A 6,137-nucleotide genomic window follows, 5' to 3' on the forward strand; every position below is an offset into this window, starting at 1 on the left:
CGCCGGGGTTCTGGGTGGTGGCTGTTGGCGGTGTGAAGTCGTGTGTGTGGTGGGGTTAGGAGTGGGTAGGCGCCTCTGGCGGTCCGTCAAGAATCGATCACGATCTTCCGGTTAGCTGTCGGGGATGTCGGGCGCGTGCCCCCTTGCCGGATTTTTGATCTTTTCCTCGTAGGTACCTTCACATGGCATCGGTTTTTGTGATGCACATGTAACGAAGAGACCGAGGAATCATGACGGTTCACATACCCGCGCCGGATGAGCGCGGGCGGGTCTGGTCGGGGAGGAGCTTGCGCTACGTCGCAGGCGGCCTCGCGGCGACCATGGCCTTCACGCTGCTCGACGGCGTGAGTCCAGCTGCGGCGGCGCCCTCCGAGGCGATCACGGCTGCCAAGAAGTCCAGTGTCACGCAAGCTGCTGACATTCCGTCGGCGCGCGTGGCTGCCCGCTTGTCGGGCAAGCGTGTGGAGGCCCTGTCGGAGCGGACGGAGACGTCGACGACTTGGGTCAACAAGGACGGGTCGCTCACGACCGAGCTGTCCGCCGGCCCCGTGCGCTTTCATGACGAGGACAGCGGCGACTGGCGTGATGTCGACCTTGATCTCGTCGCTGGAGCGGATGGGGCGGTCGAGTCCAAGGCTCACCCCAACGGACTGAGGCTGGCGGGGAAGACAGGTACGCCGGCTGCCTCGCTGAAGGCTGGGCAGGCGTCCAAGGCCGTCGACCTGGTCACCCTTGGCGAAGGAGATGAGCAGATCACCCTGCAGTGGCGGGGTGGGCTGCCGGCTCCCAAGCTGGAGGGCACGCGTGCCGAGTACGTCAACGCTGTGCCTGGCGCGGACGTGGTCGTCGAGGCGACGCGTACCGGGTTCGAGCAGTACGTCGAGATCAAGCAACGTCCCGCCACTGGCGGCTACACCTATACCTTGCCGTTGAAGACCAAGGGCTTGAAGGTCACCGAGCAGGAGGACGGCAGCCTGCTCTTCACCGACAAGAAGAGCAAGAAGCAGGCAGTCATGCCCGCTCCGGTGATGTGGGACGCCACGGTCGACAAGGTATCCGGCGAGCACACCCGCCGGGCCAAGGTCGACATGAAGGTCGTCAAGCGCAAGGGGTCGGTGGACCTGGTCCTGACGCCGGACGCGAAGTTCCTGGCGGACCCGGAAACCAAGTACCCGGTGACGGTGGACCCGTCCACCTCTGCGCTGGGCAACGTCTTCGACACCTATGTCCAGCAGGGCGAAACCGTCGACTGGTCCAACGATGTCGAGCTGGACCTCGGCAACCCCGGCACCAAGAATGCCGACGGCACCGCGCGCATCGCGCAGTCTTTCGTCTCCTGGAACACCACGCCGGTCCAGGACGCGCTCGTGCTCGACGCCAAGCTGAGCCTGTGGAACTTCCACTCCGGCAATTCCCCGGCCTGCACCGCGCAGCCGTGGGAGGTGTGGTCCTCCGGTGCGGCATCCACCTCGAGCCGCTGGACGAACCGTCCCACGATGACGGCGAAGAAGGCCACCTCCACCGAGACCCGCGGCAACACCTCGTGCACCGCCCAGCCCGACGGCTGGATCAACGCCGATGTGACCGCGCTGGTTCAGGAGTGGGCCTCCGCCAAGGCCACCCGCGGCCACATGGGCCTGCGCGCCACGGATGAGACGCTGACCACGCAGTGGAAGCGGGTGAACTCCGCGAACGCGGCGTCCAACCCGCCCAAGCTGGTCGTCAACTACAACTACCGGCCGCGCACCGGCACCAAGCAGGAAGCCGGCCCGCCGTACTTCTCCTACGGCGGCAACTATGTCGTCAACACTGCGACCCCGACCCTGCGCGACACCTTCGTCGACGCGGACGGTGACAAGGTCAACGGCACCTTCCAGATCTTCGACAACGCCACCAACACCCAGGTCGGCAATGTCCTGGTGTCGAAGTACGTGCCTTCGGGCCAGGTCGCCTCGGTGACCGTCCCGGCGGGCGTCCTGACCAACGGCAAGACCTACAAGTTCCGTACCTCGCCTTACGACGGCAGCCACTACAACGTGGGCTGGTCTGCGTTCAAGGTCTTCACCGTCGACACCGCGGCTCCGTCCGCCCCGACGGCCATCACCTCAACGGACTACCCCTCCACCGCCTGGGTCAAGGGCGCGGGGCAGGCCGGCACGTTCACCGTGACTCCTCCGGCCGGCGACCACAACTGGCTTGAGTGGTCGCTGGACGGAACGACCTGGACCAAGGTCGCCACGGGCGGAGCCACGGGCGCGAAGGCGATCTCCATCGCCCCGCCGAAGGACGGCACGCACACCCTGCAGGTGCGGGCGGTCGACAAGGCGGACAACAAGTCCGAGGCCATCGACTACACCTTCCACGCCGGGCCGGGCGGTTTCGTGCAGCCCGCCGAGGGTGAGCGGACCGCGCGTCGCCTGCCGCTGGTCGCTGAAGCCGACGCAGCCAAGTACAACCAGGTGTCCTTCTCCTGGCGCCGTTCCGAGGCTGACCCGTGGGTCCGTATCCCGGTCGCCGACGTCACCTCCGGCGGCGCCGCGCTGACCGCGTGGCCGGTGGCCATGACCAACGGTAAGAACGCGCCCCTGGTCTGGGACGCGACCAACACCGTCGACCCGGACGGCACGATCCAGATCAAGGCCGACTTCGCCGGCGCCAACAGCGCCGCGGGAAGCACCGCGCCGCTGACCGTCGTGGTCGACCGCAATGCCACCGGCGCGGCCGCCAAGGAGGTCGGGCCCGGCTCGGTGAACCTGCTGACGGGTGACTACACCCTCTCGGCCAGCGACGCTTCGGCCTTCGATATGGCGGTGTCGCGTACGGCGTCCTCGCGTACCCCCGGCAAGGGTGCAGCGCAGGAGGGCCAGGTGGCCATCTTCGGTAAGGAGTGGGTGGCCGGCACCACCGCGGAGGCGACGGAGTCCGACTTCTCTCACATCCGCAAGCTGTCCGACACGGCTGTCGCCGTGGTGGGCGCTGAGGGCGACGAGACGCACTTCACCGCGAATGCGGCGAAGACTGGCTGGGTGCCCGAGCCCGGTGCGGAGGGCCTGACGCTCAAGGGCAGCACCACGGGCGCCTTCACGCTGTCCGACACCGAAGGCACGGTCACCGAGTTCACCAAGCTCGACGCCGCGGCCGCCACCTGGCAGGTTTCCAGCACGCTGCTGGACGGCCTGTCCAACAGCACCACCACCGTCGTGTCCGAGACGGTAACCGTCGACGGCAAGAAGCTCGCACGGCCCAAGCAGGTCGTCGCGCCGACCTCGGCCGCCACCGCTGCTGCCTGCACGGCCGACCCGGCCACCCAGGGCTGCCGTGTGATGGAGTTTGTCTACGGAGCCACGACCACCGCCACCACGACCGCCCTGGGCGACGTGGCCGGCCAGGTCAAGGAGATCCGCCTGTGGTCCACCGCCCCCGGTGCTACCGCGGCGACCTCCAAGACGGTGCAGAGCTACCTCTACGACGGCAACGGCCGCCTGCGCGAGACGTGGAACCCGCAGATCAGCCCCGCGCTGAAGACGCTGTACGCCTACGACACCGTCGGCCGCGTCACGCAGCTGACCCCGCCCGGCGAACTGCCCTGGACCTTCACCTACGGCAAGGCCGGCAACGCCGTCACCGCCGGTGAGGGCATGCTGCTGAAGGCATCACGTCCCGGACTCCAGCAGGGCACGACCGGTACCGAGCTGGGGACCGCCGCAACCAGCATCGTCTACGACGTTGCGCTGACCGGCACCGCCGCACCGCACAAGATGGGCGCTGCGGACGTGAAGGCGTGGGGACAGAGCGATGCCCCCACAGACGCCACCGCCGTCTTCCCCGCCGACGCCGTTCCCGCCGACCACTCCGGCGGAACCCTTGGCTCCGGTGACTACAAGCGGGCCGAGGTGCACTACCTCGGCGTGTCCGGACGCGAGGTCAACACCGCCACCCCCGGCGGCCACATCACCACCACCGAGTACGACCGCTTCGGCAACACCGTGCGGGAACTGTCGGCCGGCAACCGGGCAGTCGCACTCGGGCTGACCGCCGACGACACGGCCACCCAGGCCGACCTCGGCATCGGGTCGCTTTCCTCGGCCGAGCGTGCCGACCTGCTGGCGACCAAGTCGCTCTACAACGACACCGGTACGCGCGAGCTGGAGGAGTTCGGCCCGCTGCGGCGTGTCACTCTGGCCGCCGACCTGAAGTCCGGAACCACCACCCTGGTGCCGGCCGGAACGTCGGTGACCGCCCGTTCCTGGACGGTCAACGAGTACGACGCCGGGCGTCCCACCGACGGCACTGCCAAGGTCAAGGACCAGGTCACCAAGGTCACCACCGGTGCCGAGGTACGCGAACACCCCACCGTCATGGGCGAGTCCCGTGCCGTGCAGACGGTCTACGACTGGGCCAAGGGCCTGCCGTCGAAGACCATCAAGAACCCGGCTGGTCTGGCGATCACCGAGACCACCGAGTACGACGCCCAGGGCCGGGTGACCAAGCAGATACTGCCCGGTGCCACCGGCAGCGACGTCGCGACCCGGGTGACGACCTACTGGTCGGCCACCGGCACCGGTGCCTGTGCCGGCCGCCCGGAGTGGGCCGACCTGGTGTGCTCCACCGGCCCGGCTGGTGCCATCACCGGCGGGGGTACCAACCCCGCTGAAATGCCGACTGCGACCACCGAGTACGACTGGTGGGGCAACGCCGCCAAGGTCACCGAGATCGCAAACGGCGTGACCCGGACCACGACCACCTCGTACGACAATGCCGGCCGGCCGACCACCGTCGCCACCACCGGTGGTGTCGGACAGGCGGTCCCGCAGGCCACCACCGAGTACGACCCGGCCACCGGACAGGCAGTCAAGACCGTCTCGCCCACCGGCGGCACGATCACCAGGGCGTACGACAAGCTCGGCCGCATGGTGTCCTACACCGACGCCGACAACGGTACGACCACCACCGAGTACGACCTGCTCAACCGGCCGGTCAAGGTCACCGACACCGCGCCGTCCACGGTCACCTACACCTACGACCACACCGCCGAGCCGCGCGGACTGGCCACGACGACCACCGACTCCATCGCCGGTGCGTTCAAGGCCACCTACGACGCGGACGGCTCCGTGGCCAGCGAGCAGCTCCCCGGCGGCTACACGGTCAAGCAGACCGAGGACACCACCGGATCAGCGCTGGAACGCACCTACACCCGTGACAGCGACGGCACGATCGTCTACTCCGACACCGTGACCGAATCCGTCCACGGGCAGGTCACCACCCATGCCGGCTGGTCCGACCAGGCCTACCGCTACGACGCCACCGGCCGCCTGACCGCTGTCGAGGACACCGCGGACACCATCTGCACCCTCCGCAGCTACACCTTCGACAACCGCACCAACCGCACCACCCTCACCTCGGCAACCGGCACCCCCGGCGCCGACTGCCCCACCACCGGAGGCACCACCACCAGCTACACCTACGACAGCGCCGACCGCCTCGTCGACGCCGGCTACACCTACGACGCCTTCGGCCGCACCACCGCCGCCCCGGGCAACGGCACCATCGGCTACTACGCCAACGACCTGGCCCACCAGCAGACCGCAAACGGCAAGCGCCAGACCTGGCAGCTCGACGCCAGCCACCGCTTCCGCTCCTGGAGCGTGGCAACCGGCAGCGGCACCACCTGGACCACGACCGCGTCCAAGCTCAACCACTACGACAGCGACAGCGACAACCCGCGCTGGACCATCGAGGACACCACCACCGGCGCCCTCACCCGTAACGTCGATACCGCCTCCGGCGACCTCGGCGCCACGACCAGCAAGACCGGCGACACCGTCCTGCAGCTCACCAACATCCACGGCGACGTCGCCCTCCAGCTCCCCCTGGACACCTCCAAGGCACCCCAGGCACTGGACAACGACGAATACGGCAACCCCCGCAACAACCAGCCCGCCGTCCGCTACAACTGGCTCGGCGCCAAACAGCGCTCCGCCGAAACCCTCACCGGACTCACCCTCATGGGCGTCCGCCTCTACAACCCCCGCACCGGACGCTTCCTGTCCACCGACCCCGTCCACGGCGGCGGCGACAACCGCTACGGCTATCCCGGCGACCCCGTCAACCAATACGACCTCGACGGCAAACGCTGG

At 68.4% G+C, this 6,137-nt stretch carries 1 protein-coding gene; it reads left to right on the plus strand.

The annotated features are described in order from the left end of the window. Window positions 1–320 precede the first annotated feature (320 nt). The coding region (locus tag OO47_RS34330; RefSeq protein WP_051716424.1) for a DNRLRE domain-containing protein at window positions 321–6,137 on the plus strand (5,817 nt) is incomplete at its 3' end.

The organism is Streptomyces bikiniensis (assembly GCF_000716625.1).
Taxonomy (GTDB): Bacteria; Actinomycetota; Actinomycetes; order Streptomycetales; family Streptomycetaceae; genus Streptomyces; species Streptomyces bikiniensis.